At 61.6% G+C, this 17112-nt stretch carries 17 protein-coding genes; 1 reads left to right on the top strand and 16 read right to left on the bottom strand.

The annotated features are described in order from the left end of the window. Positions 1 to 2: 2 nt before the first annotated feature. Genes AC1DD7_RS19200 through AC1DD7_RS19135 form a run of 14 tightly spaced genes read right to left on the bottom strand, consistent with a single transcriptional unit; the run spans position 3 to position 12965 of the window. Positions 3 to 422, bottom strand: a complete 420-nt coding sequence (locus AC1DD7_RS19200) for a C-glycoside deglycosidase beta subunit domain-containing protein (RefSeq protein ID WP_477516193.1) — start codon at positions 420 to 422, stop codon at positions 3 to 5. Further along, positions 400 to 1431 carry a restriction endonuclease subunit R gene (locus AC1DD7_RS19195; protein WP_477516192.1) on the bottom strand — a complete coding sequence of 344 codons (1032 nt, stop codon included), beginning with the start codon at positions 1429 to 1431 and terminating at the stop codon, positions 400 to 402. The genes AC1DD7_RS19200 and AC1DD7_RS19195 overlap by 23 nt, the downstream gene beginning before the upstream one ends. 4 nt (positions 1432 to 1435) lie before the next feature. Then, positions 1436 to 2440, bottom strand: coding sequence for a sugar phosphate isomerase/epimerase family protein (locus AC1DD7_RS19190; RefSeq protein ID WP_477516191.1), 1005 nt, complete (start codon positions 2438 to 2440; stop codon positions 1436 to 1438). Positions 2441 to 2468: 28 nt separating this feature from the next. Continuing rightward, complete coding sequence (locus AC1DD7_RS19185; RefSeq protein ID WP_477516190.1) at positions 2469 to 3653, bottom strand: Gfo/Idh/MocA family protein; 1185 nt, start codon at positions 3651 to 3653, stop codon at positions 2469 to 2471. After that, positions 3650 to 4048: a C-glycoside deglycosidase beta subunit domain-containing protein gene (locus AC1DD7_RS19180; protein WP_431117960.1), complete on the bottom strand. Its 399-nt coding sequence runs from the start codon at positions 4046 to 4048 to the stop codon at positions 3650 to 3652. Before AC1DD7_RS19180 ends, AC1DD7_RS19185 begins: the two co-directional genes overlap by 4 nt. Before the next feature lie 8 nt (positions 4049 to 4056). Continuing rightward, entirely contained in the window at positions 4057 to 4827 is a 771-nt protein-coding gene (locus AC1DD7_RS19175; protein WP_431117958.1) for a nuclear transport factor 2 family protein, read from the bottom strand. 9 nt (positions 4828 to 4836) lie between these two features. Next, entirely contained in the window at positions 4837 to 5862 is a 1026-nt protein-coding gene (locus tag AC1DD7_RS19170; RefSeq protein ID WP_431117957.1) for a sugar phosphate isomerase/epimerase family protein, read from the bottom strand. Positions 5863 to 5880: 18 nt separating this feature from the next. Next, positions 5881 to 6984: a sugar phosphate isomerase/epimerase family protein gene (locus AC1DD7_RS19165; protein WP_477516189.1), complete on the bottom strand. Its 1104-nt coding sequence runs from the start codon at positions 6982 to 6984 to the stop codon at positions 5881 to 5883. Continuing rightward, entirely contained in the window at positions 6981 to 7376 is a 396-nt protein-coding gene (locus AC1DD7_RS19160; RefSeq protein WP_477516188.1) for a C-glycoside deglycosidase beta subunit domain-containing protein, read from the bottom strand. The genes AC1DD7_RS19165 and AC1DD7_RS19160 overlap by 4 nt, the downstream gene beginning before the upstream one ends. A 52-nt stretch (positions 7377 to 7428) precedes the next feature. Next, positions 7429 to 8994, bottom strand: coding sequence for a GMC oxidoreductase (locus tag AC1DD7_RS19155; RefSeq protein WP_477516187.1), 1566 nt, complete (start codon positions 8992 to 8994; stop codon positions 7429 to 7431). After that, positions 8991 to 9767 (bottom strand): TIM barrel protein, encoded by a 777-nt coding sequence (locus AC1DD7_RS19150; protein ID WP_477516186.1) that lies wholly within the window; start codon positions 9765 to 9767, stop codon positions 8991 to 8993. Before AC1DD7_RS19150 ends, AC1DD7_RS19155 begins: the two co-directional genes overlap by 4 nt. 57 nt (positions 9768 to 9824) lie before the next feature. Further along, complete coding sequence (locus tag AC1DD7_RS19145; protein WP_477516185.1) at positions 9825 to 10661, bottom strand: carbohydrate ABC transporter permease; 837 nt, start codon at positions 10659 to 10661, stop codon at positions 9825 to 9827. Positions 10662 to 10663: 2 nt separating this feature from the next. Beyond that, positions 10664 to 11623: a carbohydrate ABC transporter permease gene (locus AC1DD7_RS19140; RefSeq protein ID WP_431117948.1), complete on the bottom strand. Its 960-nt coding sequence runs from the start codon at positions 11621 to 11623 to the stop codon at positions 10664 to 10666. 55 nt (positions 11624 to 11678) lie between these two features. Next, on the bottom strand, positions 11679 to 12965 hold the full coding sequence (locus AC1DD7_RS19135; RefSeq protein ID WP_477516184.1) for an ABC transporter substrate-binding protein: 1287 nt from the start codon (positions 12963 to 12965) through the stop codon (positions 11679 to 11681). Between the two features lie 257 nt (positions 12966 to 13222). Between AC1DD7_RS19135 and AC1DD7_RS19130 the strand changes: the two genes are divergently transcribed. Further along, a complete protein-coding gene (locus tag AC1DD7_RS19130; RefSeq protein ID WP_477516183.1) occupies positions 13223 to 14164 on the top strand; it encodes a LysR family transcriptional regulator in 942 nt (313 codons plus the stop codon). Positions 14165 to 14208: 44 nt separating this feature from the next. On the opposite strand, the gene AC1DD7_RS19125 is transcribed toward AC1DD7_RS19130, so the two are convergent. Further along, a complete protein-coding gene (locus AC1DD7_RS19125; RefSeq protein WP_477516182.1) occupies positions 14209 to 15687 on the bottom strand; it encodes a C-glycoside deglycosidase beta subunit domain-containing protein in 1479 nt (492 codons plus the stop codon). A 48-nt stretch (positions 15688 to 15735) separates the two neighbouring features. Beyond that, positions 15736 to 17028 carry a C-glycoside deglycosidase beta subunit domain-containing protein gene (locus AC1DD7_RS19120; RefSeq protein ID WP_477516181.1) on the bottom strand — a complete coding sequence of 431 codons (1293 nt, stop codon included), beginning with the start codon at positions 17026 to 17028 and terminating at the stop codon, positions 15736 to 15738. Between the last annotated feature and the right edge of the window lie 84 nt (positions 17029 to 17112).

The following is a 17112-nucleotide window of genomic DNA, read 5'->3' as shown; positions in this document are numbered from 1 at the left end:
GTCTAGGCAACGTCCCGCGAAACTCCCTCAAGCACTTCCTGGGAGGTCCGCAGCGATGCCTCGAGGTGAAATGGCAGGACCAACGGTCCGGCTGCCCCGCCACTCAGGTACGGGATCATCAGCTCAAAGTCCACAGCGACGTCATGTACGTCATCGCCGCTGCTGAAACCACCCGCCGGGAATACCAGGACCAGCCGATCCTGAATGAACCACCATCCAGGCTCAGCACTCAACTCGTCCGTCCGGACAGTCCGGTTGCCGAGCCTCACCCTGACTGCCGCGGGCGACCACCCAGCGAGAGTCAGGGACAGGCCCAGGATGCAGGACAATGGCATGGAGCGAATCCACGGCAGGCCTATCCGCAGTTCATACCCCTCCGGGCCGGAGGTTAAAGCATCCTCACGCAGTGCGTTCCGCAACATCGCCCACTCCTTCATCTGAAAATGTCATCAGCGCGCTGCGCGAAAGCTCCAGATGACGACGGGTCGTATCGCCCGGATCGTCCTGGAGCCATTCGTGGCCTCCCCACTCGCTGGTCAGCGTCCCTGCAAAGCCTTCCCCATCCAAGAGCCGGCCGAGGTCCTGCAGAGGCTGGGACACCCGCCCGTCGTCGTCCTCAAGGTCCCAGAACTTCAGGTGGAAGGCGCCAACCAGCGGCAGGATTTCCCTCAGCTCCGTGGCGTCACTTCGCCCAAAGCGGATCAGAAGGTTCATGAAAAGGGTGTGAATCCCGCGGGGAACGGAATCAGAGCGCAGAGCGGCCATGACGGCATCATTCGTCGCCGGATCTTTCCAGTCGGCCCTCAGCCGCGCAAGCAGTTCGGGAGCGAGGCCTCCTTTGGCCAGTTCCTCCAGATACGTCTCCGGGAGGGCAGGCATCAACATGCTGACGTCCACCAGAACCCGGATCCGCTCATCGTCCAACGCCGCGATGTGGTCCAGCGCAGGCAATACCTGGGGATTCCGCGGGTGCTGCTGGCCTTGGATTTCCTCATAGAGAACCAGATCCAGATCGTGCAGCAGCGGTTGGACCAGTTTGAGCAATTCGGGTCCAGCCTGCCCGATCGGGAGCCGGACGCCTGCGGCCCCGACACGGTGGGCGGCCTTGAGTTGGGGCACCAGGAACTCCAGGCGCTGCGCGGTGGTGCGGCGAACCGTCGTCGTCACGTAGTCGTCGAGACTGCAGCCGACGATGCTGACGCTTCCACCCACGGACTCCAGCAGGCTCCGGAACTCGTCTACTTCCTGATCCTGCGGTGACGGAAACGTCCGCCACAACAGTCCAGGTTCCAGTTCCACAACCTTGGAGACGTTGTCCTGGGCTATGGCTGCAACAATCTCGGCGCTCGTCCTTTTGGCGGTGATGATTTCCGGCGTCCAGTTGAAGGAGCTGGCGGCAAGTGTCCAGTGGGCGGGTACATGGGTTTCCATGTTCCTACTTCGTGCTGAATGCGGCGTCGAAAGCAGCAGCGGACGGCTCGTAGGAGGAGAGCTTCCTGACGAAACCCAGCGCCTCGGGGGCACCGACCAAGCGATCCATTCCGGCATCTTCCCATTCGACAGACAGCGGGCCGCTGTAATCAATCGCATTCAACATCCGGAAGGCGTCCTCCCAAGGAACATCCCCATGGCCTGTCGAAATGAAATCCCAACCCCGACGAGGATCGGCCCAAGACAGGTGCGAGGACAGCCGGCCATTCCGACCGTTGCTGAGGCGCTTCTTCGTGTCCTTGCAGTGCACGTGGTAGACGCGATCGCGGAAGTCCCAAAGGAATCCGACGGGGTCGATGTCCTGCCAGACCATGTGGCTGGGGTCCCAGTTCAGGCCGAACGACTCCCGGTGGCCAATGGCCTCCAAGGTCCGCTGGGTGGTCCAGTAATCGTAGGCAATCTCGGACGGGTGCACTTCGTGGGCGAAGCGCACACCCACTTCGTCGAACACGTCCAGGATGGGGTTCCACCTGTCCGCGAAGTCCTGGTAGCCGGCGTCGACCATCTTTTCGCTGGCCGGCGGGAACATCGCAACGTACTTCCAGATCGATGAGCCAGTGAAGCCGGTAACCGTCTTGACGCCAAGCTTTGCCGCCAGGCGCGCCGTGTTCTTCATTTCCTCAGCGGCCCGCTGGCGCACCCCCTCGGGATCGCCGTCGCCCCACACAACATCCGGCAGGATGTCACGGTGCCGCTGGTCAACGGGATCGTCGCAGACTGCCTGTCCCTTGAGATGGTTGGCGATGGTCCATACCTTGAGGCCATTGCGTTCCAGGATGTCACGCTTGCCTTGAACGTAGGCTTCGTCGTCCCATCGCCAAGGGTCAAGGTGGTCGCCCCAGCACGCGATTTCAAGCCCGTCATAGCCCCACTCTCCAGCGAGCCGGGCGACCTCTTCGAACGGCAAATCCGCCCACTGCCCAGTGAACAGGGTTATTGGTCGTGCCATGTCTTTCGTCCTTCCTACGCTTGGAAACCTACGCCTGGACCGGGACGTCTGCAGCGACGCGCGTCCAGGCAGAATCGTTGGTGGAGCTGCGTTCCACGGCATCCAGAACACGTTGGACCCTCAAGCCGTCGGCAAATGTCGGGTGCGGGTCCGTGTTCCGGACAATGCCCTCCACCAGGTCCTTGACCTGGTGGGAGAAGCCGTGCTCGTAGCCAAGCATGTGCCCGGCCGGCCACCAGGCAGCGACGTAGGGATGCACAGGCTCGGTGACCAGGATCTTGCGGAATCCCTGCTGGTCGGCGGGGGCGGTCCTGTCGTAGAACTGGATGCTGTTCAGGTCTTCGAGGTCGAAAGCCAAAGCCCCCTTGTCCCCGGAAATCTCAATCGCGAGCGCATTCTTGCGCCCGGTCGCGAAGCGCGTGGCTTCGAAGGAGGCGAGTGCACCTGAGGCCAAGCGGCCCGTGAAGATGGCGATATCATCTACGGTCACCTGCCCGTAGCCTGCGGCTGCCTTTCCAGAGAGGCCGGATCCAGCACTGAGGAGCGGCCGTTGCTTGACGATCGTGTCCAGCACACCGGATACCCTTTCCACGTCCATGCCGGTGACAAACTCCACCAAGTCAATGGCGTGGGCTCCGATGTCCCCCAACGCCCCGGAACCCGCGTGCTCTTTCTGCAGCCGCCATGCAAGTGGCATGTCCGGGTCCACCAGCCAGTCCTGGCGGTACGAGGCACGGACATGGGCAATCCGGCCCACCACTCCCTCGGCAATAAGCTGCCGCAGGAAAGTCACCGCCGGCACGCGACGGTAGGTGAAGCCAACCATGGCCTTTACACCCCTCGCCGCGGCCCGCTCGGCTGCGGCTGCCATCGCCTCGGCTTCGGCCACTGTGTTGGCCAGAGGCTTCTCGCACAGTACGTGTTTGCCCGCGTCCAGAGCTGCAACGGCAATCTCCGCGTGGGAGTCGCCGGGCGTCACGATGTCCACGACGTCGATGTCGTCGCGGGCGATCACTTCGCGCCAGTCGGTTGCCGATTCGGCCCAGCCCCACTTCCTGGCAGCCTTTGCTACCGCTGCGGCATCACGACCCACGATCACAGCCATCTCAGCATCGGCCGGCAGGTCGAAAACCCGGGGGGCCGTGCGCCAACCCTGGGAGTGGGCAGCACCCATGAACCCATAGCCGATCATGGCCACCCGAAGGCTTTTCATGCCAGCACAACCTTTCGCTCTACAGCCACGCGGTTGCCCACGTAGCGCATGGGTGCGATCTGCATGTACAGCAGGCGGAGGGTAAGGATGACCTCGACGTCGATCTCCTCACCTGATTCGGGGACACGCTCCAGCGGAATGATGATGTCTGGTTTGTCGGCCACGAACCACAGGGTTTCCCATTGGTCCGGGAGTTCCTCGATGGAATAGGAGCGACCCTGCAGTTCAAACCGCAGTGCGGACTTGGGGATATCCACGCCGTCGACGGTTGCTGCGACGTCGTCGACGGCGGACAGCCACAGGCTGCGGTACCAAGGCAACTGCACGGAGACAGAGATACCCTCGGGGTGCCGGCGGACGTCAGCGTCCTGGAACAGGGAGTTGTGGGTTGCCATAATGATCCTTACTCAAAAGTCTCTGTGAAGGTTGGGTGGGGTACCGGCGGCTGCGGCTCGAGTGTCTGCCTGGCCGATGGGCTATACGGGTGGTACTCGGTTGGCACTGGCTCGTCAGCGGACGGCATGAAAACGGGCTTCCCGTCGTCGCCGAAGTACATGAGGTCCAGGGCGAACGCGTGCTGGTTCTTTTCAGCGAAGCTGATCCAGTTTTCTTCGAACGGCGCCCGCAGCAGTTCGTAGCAGCGGAACTTCCAGATCTTCCATTCACCGTCCTGGCGGAGGAAGTCCACGGCGTACTTGCACCAGACCCAGTGGGCCCAGACCTTCTTGCCCTGCACTTCGCCCGGAGAGTACATGTAGTCCGGACTTTCCTTGGCCACCTCGGGATCCGTCAGACCGGATTCGTTGCCGGTCATGATCCATACGCCCTTGGCAGTTTCGCCGTCGGCCGCAACTTCGATAACCGGTGTTGTGGTGTAGTGCAGGATCAGCTTACCCACGGGATTCGGACGGTCCCGGTGGTAGCGGATGACACTTTCATGGTCCGTGTATTGGCCCGCATTGGTATACCTGGCGCGGATTCCGGGAGTCCCCGGCTTTACCCACAGGGGAATGATCTGCTCATCCTGGAATGCGTTGTGCAGGTACATGTATCGATTGAAGAGGTTCTCGATCTCGCCGCGGTCGTTCGCGCGGCGAGCCAAGCGCTGGGCTTCCTTCAGTTCCGTCCGGAGCTGCCGGATCTCCGCGCTGAGGTCGGTATCGGTTGCTGGCATGGACATCTCCTAGGCCAGTACTATGGAGTCTTCGATGGCCCGGCGCATGAGTGCGTGCTGCTTCTTGACGAGGTCGATCGGGTCCGATTCGCCGAGGTCGGCGAAGGCGTGGCCTTCCCATTCGCTGGAGAGGAATCCTGTGTAGCCGCCCTTGACGAATTGGCGGACAATGCGCGGGATGTCCATGGCCGGCTCATTGCCGTTCTCGTCGATGTCGTAGAACTTGGCGTGCACGTGGAACATCTGCGGCATGATGTCCAGCCACTCCTCGGGAGCCACCAGGCCGTGCATGTTGAACGCCAGCCGGGTAAACGGCCCCAGATTCGCCGGATCGAAGTTGTTGGAACGCAGATAGTCCTCAAATTCCTGGTTGCGTTCCTGCATGGGCAAAGGCTTGCGCCAGATGTCCTGCATGACCGCGAAGTGTTCTTTAGGAAGACCCATCTGCGTCAGCGTCCGGAAGAGGGTGGGTGAGAGGCTGTGCATCGTGGAACTGAAATCAGCCGTGAAGCCCAGGCGGTCACTTCCGAGTTCCTCGTACATCTCGCGGATCTGCAGGATCTTGGGGTCGTTCGGACCCTGCGGTGCGTGGATTTCGTAGCCGAGCTTCTGGTCGTATTTCTCAGCGAGGGGAAGCAGCCGCCGTAGCAGCTCCTTGCCGGCTGACCGGATGACGATCTTGTGGAAGCCGAGCTTGTTCGCTGTCTTCAGCTGACGCGCAAAGAAGTCGAATTCCTCGTCCGGAGTCATGTCCCGGTCCTTGCGTCGGCCCATGTCCAAGTTGGTTCCAACAGCGCTGGGCGTCAGTCCGTAGCGGTCCATGCTGTCGCGCCAGAGCTTGACGAAGTCGTCGTCGACGTCCGGATAGGTGCGCAACATCTGGGCAATGTTGAATTCGACGCCGGGACCGAGCCCTTCGTCGGCCACGGCCTTGATGAGCGTCTCGGGAGTGTACAGACCCGCGGCGAATTCAGAGGTCAGGGAGTAGAGGGTAATGCCCAGCTCGATGCCCGAGCCGGCGATGCCTGTTGACATGGTGGTTATCCGTTCTTCTCAGCCGAGGACCGGCTGGGTGAGGTGGCTGTTGAGGATGCTGCGGGCTTCTGCAGGATCCGTGATCATCCTTGAGCCGGCGTCGGCAGCGGCGGAAAGCTGGACTGCCTGTTCGCCGCGGATGATGTCGAACGGGTCCTGCCAGTTGTTCCAGTGCCAGCCCTCGTATTCGCTGGAGATCGCACCGGAGTAGCCGTTCTCTACAAGCTGGCGGACCAGATCCCGGACTGGAACAGAGGGTTCCTCGCCGTTCTTGTCGATGCCGAAGAACTTGCCGTGCACATGACGGACGAACGGCATGATTTCCAGCCAGGTATTGATCGGGGCCGGACCAAAGAGACCGGTTCCGTTGATCGCGAAGTCGATGCCCAGATCGGGACGGCCATTGCGGGCGGCCAAGCCAATGAAGGCGCCGAAGCGTTCGCCGTGGGCCTTCTCAGTGGTGGGAGGGCCTTCTGCGTAGAAGCCGTTCCACATGGCCACAACCTGCTGGAGCAGCGCTTCGGATGCGCCGCGGCGTCGATAAGCTTCCAGCAGCGAGGGCGCGAAGCCGCTGACGGTGGCACCCCAGTCTGCTGTGAAGCCAAGAAGCGGAGAGCCTAGCTTCTCGAAGCGGTCCCGGAGAGCGAGGATCAGCTCGTGGGCGCCGTGCTGGTGTGCGTGGACTTCAAGAGCCAGGGTCACGCCATACTTTTCTGCCACCGGAAGCAGGCTTTCCATGGCATCCGGCGTCAACGAGATCTGAACCCGGGCAATCGGAAATCCCAGCCGTGAAGCGACCTCGATTTGCTTGCGCATGTACTCCACGAGCTCGTCGTGGTTCATGAGGCGGTCGCGTCGGATGCCGGTGTCAACGTTGACGGCCAGGGAGGTGGGCACCAGGTCCACTTCGGACACGAGGTCACGGAAGTGGCCTACGAAGGAGTCATCGATCCGGTCCGGGAAGCCCCGCAGGCTTGAGAATCCAATGATTTCAAGACCTGGTCCAAAACCATCTGCGGCTACCTTGCGGATCAGGCCGTCGAGGTCGTACTGCCGGCTGTGGAAGGCGCGGGTGAAGCTGTAGAGGGTTACGCCCTGGATGGGAGTGCCGAGGCCGGTCATCGCTGTCCTACCTTCATGGTTTTGGTGTCGTTCTCTTCGATGTGCAACACCCCGTGGTCAGTGGTGATGTAGGGGATGTAGAGCTTGAGGTCCACGCGTACTTCGTGCTGCGCCTCCGGATCCGGCAGGGGCAGCTCGCCGGAAAGAACGGCCGAATCCAGCGGGAACCACCACTCGTCCGTTTCCTCCACAAGTTCGCCAAAGCTGAAGGTGCGGTTGTTCATGGTCCAGCGCAGCGACTCCTCGGGAGCCGCCACACCGTCGATGGTGAGCGCCGCCCCGGCAATGCAAGAACCCGGCAGGGCCCGGTACCACGGAATACGGACTTCGACGGCGGTTCGGCCGCCTTCTGTTGTAAGCGTTCCCTGCTCGATCATGCGGTCGGCAATCATGGGATCTCCTTGTCTTGCTGCGGTGCTGTGAGCTTCCGCAACGACTTCTTCCTTATTTAGTAATTCTATTGTCTGATTCTGACATAAGTAAAGAGCTGTCCAACTCTTCCGCGATTTTGCGGGCTCCACGAACAGCCAGGGCCACAGCGGTCAGCGTTGGGTTGCAGGCCGTAGCGGTAGGAATAACCCCGTTGCCAGCCACGAAAAGACCTGGGGCTGCCCACACTTCGCTATCGGGCGAGCAAACACTGTCCCCGTCGTCTGCCTGGCCCATCCGCGTCGAGCCCTGATAGTGCAGTGATGCGCCGGGCGGCAGCGCAAAGGGACGCTCGTCCAAGGGACGTCCCACTGCCTTCCCGAGCCGAACAATCTCTGCCTTTGCCTGCTCGATCACCTCATGGTCGCGCTCCGTCAGGCAGTAATGGATGCGCATGGCCGGCATTCCGTAGGCGTCCCGGGCGTCGTCGTCAAAGACCACGCGATCCTCGCGCTGTAAATCCTTAGCGCAAAACAGCCCCAGGCCCACAATCGAACCGGGCACCACGGGATCGTCGTCAGCCAAAGGCACTGGCGAGGCATCCAACTGCATGATCTGGCCGTGGAAAGGGACATCATCGGTGTACGGAACCCACGCGACACCACTTTGTTGGCTGAGACCCGCTTGGCTTTGCGGCGCAGCAGGTTCGGCAGAAGCTTCGACGCCTTCCAGGCGACTGGCGAACACCACCTGCGGCTGATCATTGAGGTAGCGGCCCAGTGCCTCCGGCCGGATCCCCGAAGCCCAGAGCAGTTGAGGGGTCCGCAACGCATCCGCCGCCACCACCACGAAGCGCGCGGCGACCGTATGACTCCCGCCAGTCCGGCGGTCCTGGACTTCGACGCCCGCGGCCCTGCCGCCGTCGAGCATTACTTTGGTGACCAGCGACTCGTCGAACAGTTCGAAGAGCGGATTCTGCCTGGTTGCCTCACCCATGACGACGTCGGCGCCGGACCACATGAGGCGGCCATCCTGTTCGCGGTGGACCGCAAGAGGCATGGGCTGTACACGCAGGGCGGGCTCGCGCCCCTCGTCGACCACCGCAGACAACCGCTCGCGGACGAGACCCGAGAAGGGCGCGCCGTCAAAGGCATGGGTGGTGACGCCCAGAAGGCGCTCGGCGTCGTCGAGCAATCCATCCAGGTCTGGAATGAAACTGATGCGTTCCTGGCCGGAAGGGCGGGGGCACGCCGCCGTCCAGTGCGCCCCCATGCCACCGACGTTGCTGGACATTGCGGCAACGGGCATGCCGTCCTCGCCCGGGAAGGCATAGCCCTCGCTGAGCAAGTAGGTTCCTGGCCGCGCCCTGCGTTCGCCGCTCTTCACGGCACCGGGCGAGTTGACGGTCGCGGCGCCCGCGCCTGGACCTTCCGATGCCAGCTGCGCGGCGGTGCGAAGCTGCTCATCAGCGATGTTCTTCACATGTGCGCCGGGAGGATTACTGACGGTTGGGCCCACCTCGAACATTGCGATGGTGGCCTCAGGCGCTTCCTCGCTCAGGATTCGCGCGTAGGTGGACGCCGTAGGACCGCTGCCCACAATGACGACGTCGACTGCCGCCGGGTAGGACCGCTGACTCACCGGGCGGCCACCAATTCCTGGATGCGTCGGACGGACTTAGCGGAGTCGATGGTTGGGTAGTACTCGAGCCCGATGGGCCCGCTGTAACCGCTGGCCTCCAGGTCTCCCAGCCGCGCGTTCCAATCGATTGAACCGGAACCGGGTTCGCCACGGCCCGGAGCGTCCGCAATCTGAACGTACTTGATGAGATCGCCTGCGTTGGCCAGTTCCGCGGCCACATCTTCGCCTTCAACCGTGGAGTGGTAGAGGTCGTAGAGAACGCCGAAGTTGGGTGAATTCACGCCGCGCGCAATGTAGACGGCCTCCGTCGTCCGGTCCAGGAGGGCTCCCGGGTGGTCCACGCGCACGTTGACGGGCTCCAGGACCAAGGTGATGCCGGAACCCTGGATGTGGTTCACGCCGCTGGTGAAAATTTCGATGAGTTCGTCCAGCTGGTCCTGCCTCTTGCGGCCGCCGAAGCCGGTTCCGCTTCCAACCACAATGCGAGGACAGCCGAGCTGTCGGGCAACCTCGACGCCGGCATCGAGCCCCTCGTAGAACGGTTCGTGGTTTTTGGGAGGGATCATGAACTGCATCCGCGGCTCCGCCAGTTGGGCGGTGAGTTGCACTCCGGTTTCCTCCAATGCGGCCTTCAGGGCTGGAATGTCCTTGCCCGTTGGACCCCACATCTCGACGGCATCAAAGCCCGCGGCCGCCGCAGCACGCACACGGTCAGCAGCACTTTCGCCTGCTTCGGAGAACAAAAGGTCGATATTCGGCGCAAGTTTAAACATGGTTCTCTCCTGGAAGATGAAGTGGATTTCTAAAACAAGGGGGTTGCCTGGACGGCGTTAGCCCTTCAGGCCGCCGGAGAAGCCCTGGATGAAGCGCTTCTGGGCAAAGAGGAACAGGGCGAGGATCGGAATCATGGACACGATCACGATCGCGAAGATCGAGTTCCACTGCGACACCAAGGAGCCGATGAAGTAGTACATCGCCACCGGAAGTGTCTGGTTGCTGGAGCCGCCCAGGAAGATCAGGGACGTGAAGAAGTCGTTCCACACGATCAGTCCGGCGAAGATGGTCACCGTACCAGTGGCCGGGGCCATCATCGGGAAAACAACCTTGGAGAAGACCTGCGTTTTGCTGGCGCCGTCAATGGTGGCTGCTTCTTCGTAGTCCGTACCCAGGCCGCGGAAGAAGTTCGCATAGAGGAAGATCGAAAGGGGCAGGAGCATGCCCGTGTACAGGACGATCAGGCCCCACGCCGAGCCGGTAAGACCCAAGGAACGAGCGCCCATGTAAAGGGGAACCGCTCCCAGCTGCCCTGGCAGGATGATGGCGATGAGGAACAGGTAGTAGGCGCCTTTGCTCCAACGGCGGGTTGACCGTGAAATGACGTATCCCGTGATGGACCCAAGGGCGATCAGGCCAAGGATGCTGCCGGTGGTGATGATGACGCTGTTCACCAGGCCAAGCACCACATTTGAATTGCCTTGGGCGGTCAGGACTGCGGTGAAGTTGCTGAAGTCAGGGCTCGACGGCGGTGCCAGCGGCGAGGTTGTGTAGATCTCACCATCGGATTTCAGTGCAGTGGTCACCAGGAAGTAGAAGGGGGAAAGAAAGAGGAGGGCCAATGCCCACAGCCCGATTTCGCGGAGAACGGTGAGTTTTGTGTAGCGGAACATTGTTAGTCCTCGGGGTTCGATCGCGTCAGCCGCTGCTGGATTACGGCGAAGAACAGGATGATGACGGCCAGCACCAGGGCCAAGGCGGCGCCGCCGCCGAAGTTGCCGAGCGCAAATGCCTGCTTGTAGACCTGCGTGGCAAGGGTTTCCGTAGCACCTGCCGGGCCTCCGCCGGTGAGTGCCATGATGGGGTCGAAGACCCTGAGCCCCTGAACAATGCCCAGGGTTGATGCGATGGCCACGGCGGGGCGGATAGCTGGAAGGGTGACGTTCCAGAAGCGCTGCCACATGTTTGCGCCATCGATGGCTGCGGCCTCCTCGATTTCCACCGGCACGCCTGCCAAACCTGCCATGAAGATCACCATGGCGAAACCGGTGCTTCCCCAGACCAGGACAATCAGTACAGTCCAGATGGCCCACTGTGGGTCCGCCAACCACGGCTTGGCCAGGTCACCAGCGCCAATCGATGCCAGGAAGACATTGATGGGGCCGTCGAAATCGAAGATGTACTTCCAGATGTAGGCAGTTGCCAGCGGGCTGAGGACCACAGGCATGAAGAACAACGTGCGGAGTACGTACCGTGTTTTTATTACCCGGTTCAGGCCCAAAGCGATGAAGAGCCCGGCAACGTTGCTGATGAACACGGAGGAAAAGGCCAGGAAGAGGGTATTCAGCAAGGCGCCGAGCTTGGTCGGGTCCTTGAAGATTGCCTCGAAGTTTGCCAGGCCAACCACTTTGAACGAGCCAATACCGGTCCAGTTGGTGAAGGCGAAGTAGCCACCAATTCCCGTGGCTACGTAGTGGATGGCGATGACGAGGGCGATCCCGGGGAGCGCCCACCACCAGTGGCCGAACTGCAGGGAACCACCCCGGGAACGGACCTTTCGGCCCGGTCCCGGGTTTCGCCTGCCTCGCCGGGGCGCATCTGCTGCTTCGGTTTTCGATTGCATCGTCGCAGTCATGGTAATCCTTGCTCGTCCCTTTGAGTCGTCGGAACTTTGGGTGGTGTGAATCTGTTTAGCCCCAGGCCGCATCCATGGCCTGCAGCACCTGGTCAACCGACTTCTGGCCTGTCAAGAGGCCCTGAACGCCGGTGGCGAGGGCATCGTAGACTGCGGAGTTTGGCCACTGGCTGTTGGGAAGCGGACCGTACTTGCCGTCCTTGATGAGGTCGCCGACGTTCTTGTAAGCGCCGGAGGCGTAGTCGTAGCTGTCCAAACCGCTCACGGGAAGCGCGCCATCAATTTCTGCGAAGGCCTTGGTCTGCTCAGGTTCGGCAGCCCAGTCCAGGAAAGCCTTGGCGGCATCCTTGTTCTTGGAGCCGGCGTTGATGGAGAAGGAGTAGTTCGCACTGGCGTAAACGAAGCCCTTGTCGGAGCTCTTCTCGGACGGAAGGGCACGGACTGCAAAGTCGGAATCGGCCGCTGCGCTCTTGAGCTGCTTCCACGAAGGAGCCGGGATGAAGCCGGCAAGGGACGAGCCACTCGCGAGGCCCTTGGTGATGGCGTCGAAGCCTGCGCCTGCTGCGCCCTTCTGGAAGCAACCTGCCTCGTTGAGCTTGACGACGGCCTGCAGCGCGTCCTTCCAGCCCTGGGAGTCGGCGAAGGTGGATTCCTTGCTCGCACGCTTTTCGTTCCACTTGGGGTCCTCCGCGTAAACCCGGGAGGCCGCGAGGGACATAGCCATCAGGCCAGTGTTGGGTGCGGCTGATCCGGCCAGAGCAAAGAAGGACTTACCGGAGGAGTTCAGCGAGGAGCATTGCTTTTCCAGGGACGAGAAGTCGCTGGGGAAGTCGGAGACACCGGAGGCCTTGGCGGCGGTCTCGTTGGTCACGAGCCCGACGACGGTCATCTCGGCAGCCTGCCCGTAGACCTTGCCGTCCTTGCCGAACAAGGCTTCGCTGCCCACTGGAACCAACTTGTTGGCCGAATCGTCCAGGGGTTCCAGGAAGTTTGCATCAACCAGCGGAAGGATGCTTCGGCCTGTTCCCGATCCGGGCGACGTAACGATGACGTCCGAGGCGTTACCGGCCTGCAGCTGCGTGCGGACGGTCTGGTCGTAGGAGTCGTTCGGCTGCGCGTTGAACGTGATCTTCACGTCGGGGTGCGCTGCCATGTACTGCTCGCCGAGCTTCTGGAACGGGCTCTCAATGGTGTTGGAGGTAGCGAACGTCAAGGAGAATTCTTTGGAGCCGCCTGCGCTGCCGGCAGTAGTGGAGCCTGAGCAGCCTGTCAGTGCAAGTGCAGCAGCGGTTGGGATGACGAGAACGCCGAGCTTCAGTCCTCGAAAGCGGTGCTGTGTCATTTTCAGCCTTTCTGACTTCTTTGTCTTTATCGGGAGCGCCGTGACCCCCGTCACTCATCAGTATGCACGGCATTTGCCAGAAAGACACATAAGTATTTCAGATGCCGCACATAAGTCCGGCTGTTTCGTGTAAAGGCGGACTGCACGTAGCTCCGTGGGTGCTCCAGATCGACGGCGGAAACGTCATCAGGCCCGTGGATACACTGGTCCTGCTACGCCTTCTGTTTCCCAAGGCCCCGACTCAAAGGATTGCCGTCGTGACGGACCACGCCCTGCTTTCCAGGCTCGACCTCAACCTGCTGACGTCCCTGGATGCCCTCATTACCGAACGCAGCGTGACCCGCGCGGCCGAGCGCCTGCACTTGAGCCAGCCAGCTTTGAGTGCTTCGTTGGCCCGCCTGAGGAACCACTTTGGCGATCCGATCCTTGCCCGCCGCGGGAACACCTACGAGCTCACCCCTTTCGCACTGAGGCTCGCCGAACACACCACACTGGCCCTCGACGCCGCCCGACGCGTCTTCGAGAGCCAGGCCAGTTGGGAGCCCAACGAATCGGCGCGGGAGTTTTCCATCTATGGATCGGACTACGGTTTCACCACTGTCGGAAAGGTCGTTTCCGAGCTGGCAGCCGAGCGTGCACCTGGAGTCCGCTTCCGGTTCATGCTTCACAATCCCGTAGTGGTCGAGGACGCTGCCAACCGTTTGAGGGCGGCAGATGGCATGGTGATTCCCCACGGGATCCTTACGGGCCTCCCGTTTGTGGATCTGTGGCGCGACGATTGGCTTGCCGTTGTTTCAGAAACCAACGACGACGTGGGCGAGGAGGTCTCCATGGACAACATCGCCAACCTGCCGTGGGTCATGACTTATCAGTCGCGCTCAGCGTTCACGTCCGCTGAGCGCCAGATTCAGCAGTTGGGCATTGAGCCGCGCGTGGAAGTAGTGGTGGAAAGCTTCCAAGCACTCCCCCACTTCGTCGCAGGAACCAACAGGATCGGTCTCATCCAGGCAGCCTTGGCCCCCATTGCCCGTCGCTTGGGCGGCGTCCGGATCCTGCCGCTGCCGTTTCCGGCCACGCCGTTGGTCAACGCCCTGTGGTGGCATCCGGTCCACAACGCCGACTCCGAGCACATTTGGATGCGCGGCCTCTTCGAGGAAGCCGCCGCGATCGTCGCTGCCGAAACCGAGGCCAACGCGTAGAGCCCGGCCGGAGAACCGGCCGGGCTGCAGGCGGAGCTCCCGCGTCAGACTTTGGCAACCGCCGCGCGCATGCTGCGCCTAATGAGGTCGTGCTGCTTCCGAACCAGCAGCAGGGGGTCCACTTCGCCCAACTCGGCGAAGGCATGTCCTTCCCATTCACTGGACCAGTAGCCTCGGTAACCACCTTCCACAAACACGCGGACGAGTTCCGGGTAGTCGATGGCAGGTTCGTTGCCGCCTTCGTCGATGTCATAGAACTTCGCATGTACGTGCATGATTTGCGGCATGATGTCAGCCCAATCGCCCGGGCTGACATGTCCGTGCATGTTGAAAGCGAGGTGGGCGAACGAGCCGAGCCGGGCGGGATCAAAGTCACGGCTTCGGAGGTACCCGATGAACTCATCCTGCCGCGCACGCATTGAAGCATCCGTGGACCAGATGGCCTGCAGGCGCTCCAGCGCTTCTTCATCGAGTCCGGCCCGCGAGACCGCCCGCAACAATGTTGGAGACATGCTGTGCATGGTGGAAGAGAAATCGGCCACGAAGCCCAGTAACGGCGAATCCAATTCGTCGTAAACGTCACGGACTTTCATGATCTCGGGGGAATTCGGTCCCAAAGGAGCATGGATCTCGTACGCCAGCTTGAGTTCCAATTGTTCCGCGAGCGGGAGCAGGCGCCGCAGCAGCTCCGGCTTTGCGCTCTGGATCCGGACCAGCGGGAATCCCAACTTCTTTGCCCCGTGGAAGAGCGTCTCTGTAAATTCGTATTCTTCGTCCGGGTTCATGTCGCGGTCCCGCCGGCGGCCCATGTCCAGATTCGCCCCAAAGGAACTCGCATCGAAACCGTGTTTGTCGAAGGCTGCATGCCAGGACTTGGCGAAGTCATCACTCACCGCGGGGTAGGTGGGCAGCACTTGGGAGGCGACGATTTCGATTCCGGGTCCGATTCCGAGCTCTGCCACCCTGTTCAGCAACCCATCGAAGTCATACCATCCAGCCCGGAACTCCGCACTTGCCGAGTAGAGGGTCAACCCCAAGGAGAATGGATCCTCGTCCGCTTTCGGCGGCGGTGGCGTGACCGGCGTCGTGGTTTTAGGTGGCGGCGCGTCATGGTCCACAACGGTCAGCTCAAGAGCCTGGTTGACGAAGTTCGGCACGTACATTCCGGGCCCACCGTCCTGTCCGGCCGCGATCTGCATGTACGGAAGGCGCAGCTCACCGAAGATGCGGATGGCATGTTGCTCACCCAGTTTCACCGGCGCAGGACGTTTGACAATGAGAAGCGGGTGCTCCTGCAGGAACCACAGAGTTTCAGCCTGGGCCGGAAGTTCTTCCAGCGCGTAGATGGTTCCGCCGAGCTCGAACGAGAGGTCCTGCTGCGGAACCTCTTCACCGTCCACTGTCAGCTTGAGCGTGGAGACGGACGAGAGCCAGAGGCTCCGGTACCAGGGAAGGGTCAGCGATAAAGCGAGGCCTTCGGGGTGGGTTCGCAAGCTGTCTTCGTGAATCAGTCCATTGGGCATTGTTCTTCTCTTACTGTGGGGATTTCTCTGACGTCTCTGACTCTGAGGTCAGGCGAGTTCGGATGCGATCTTGCGGATGAGCGAATGCTGGCGGCGAACTTGCTCGATGGAACGCCACGGCGTCCTCTCGCCCTCGTACTCGCTGGACAAGTAGCCGTTGTACCCAGCGTCTTTCAGGGCTTTAAGGACGGGACGCCACGGAATTTGCTGGTCTTCCAGGTGTTCATCGATGTCATGGAACTTCGCCTGGATGAAGACGACGTACTGCGCGATCCCGGCAAAGTCTGCCGGGTCCACGCCGATACCGTCGAGGAAAGCGGGCCTGGTTTCCCTGGTCTCGCCCTCCCGCAGCGGGATGGGCCTGTCCTGGAAGATTCCGGTATCGATCAACAGGCCAAAGTTCTTGGTGCCCGTGCGCTCAATGAGGGCAATGTAGTCGTCCACCACCGGGTGCTTGATGGGCGTGGGCGAGTGGATTTCGGGGCAGATAACCACCCCCAGCTCATGGGCAAGATCCAGGGAACGCTCCACGGACTCGGTCCAGATCGGGTCCGGAATGAGGTCGCTGGAGACAACTCCGATCTTGGGACGGACGAATCCAAAGCCCAGACGGTGGGCCAGCCTCAAGTCACGTTGCAGTGCGGCGGCACCTTCCACGGCCGTCATGCTCCGGCCTGGATGCAGTCTCGTATCGATCCACGAGCCGTAATTGGTCGGTTCGAGGGAGTACTTCTCCAGCAAGGCGAACCACTTCTCAGTCCAGGCCGCCGTGGGCTCCGGGTAGTTGGGCACATGGCCCTCCCCCAAAATTTCGACGCCGGTGGCTCCCGTATCTGCCACTGCGGCCAAGGCGGTTTCCAGGTCCAAGACCGTTCCGTAGTCGTGCATAAAGCTGTAGAGGGAGACCCCGTAGCGGAAGACTCCATCGCCGCCCTCGGGCCCCAGCGTGATCTGCCGCGAGCTGCGGTGGACCGTGGGCTGGTGCTCAAGCGGGATGTAGGACATGCGGAGCTTCAGCTCGACATGGACATCATGCACGCCTTGCGGCAGGCCACCTTCCAGCGGAACGGTGACGACGGCGGCTTCTTCCAACTGCCATCGCACGCCCTCACTGGCCCAGAGCTCGCGGAGGCTGTAGGTGTTGCCGCTGAAGGTCCAGAGCGGAACCTCGGCGGGTACGTCCACTAGATTTCCCACATGAACGGCAATGCCATCGATGAGGGAGGCGGCCATGCCGCGGTAGGAAGGCATGCGGACCCTGACCTGAAATCCGGTAACGCGATCGCCTTCGCGGACATTGCGGAAGCCGGTGGCTTGAATGAGGTCTCGTTCAAGAAGCATCTTCGCTCTTTCCTAGGGGGTAGGAAGAGCATAACCCACTTAGGTATGAATTGAACATAAGTAGGCTTGGATCATACTGAACTC

It is taken from the genome of Paenarthrobacter sp. 10L412 (assembly GCF_056395565.1).
Note: the sequence above shows the minus strand (reverse complement) of the source record. Positions and strands in the feature narration are given on the sequence as shown.